This is a genomic window from Citrobacter sp. Cb023 (genome assembly GCF_030336805.1).
GTDB lineage: Bacteria > Pseudomonadota > Gammaproteobacteria > Enterobacterales > Enterobacteriaceae > Citrobacter > Citrobacter braakii.
In genome coordinates, this window is the sequence record NZ_JAOWCV010000024.1 from 1 (window position 1) to 240 (window position 240).

Here is a 240-nt window from a genome sequence, read left to right on the forward strand (position 1 = left end):
GGGAGGATTCGAACCTCCGACCGCTCGGTTCGTAGCCGAGTACTCTATCCAGCTGAGCTACGGATGCATCAGGGAAACTTGCTTTACTGCAGACTTGATGTCGCTGCTAAAGCGCTATCAAGTAAGATGGTGCATCCGGGAGGATTACTCGGCTGCGCCTCGCCCTGCGGGCCGTTGCTGAAGCAACGTTATCCTCCCTGGTGCTCGCGATTATCTCGCAGACCATGAAACAACAGTTTT

The 240-nt window shown here is 54.6% G+C and carries 1 tRNA gene; it reads right to left on the minus strand.

Features of this window, described 5'->3' with window-relative positions:
• Positions 1-59: transfer RNA gene (locus OGW44_RS01305), tRNA-Arg, on the minus strand.
• Positions 60-240 lie beyond the last annotated feature (181 nt).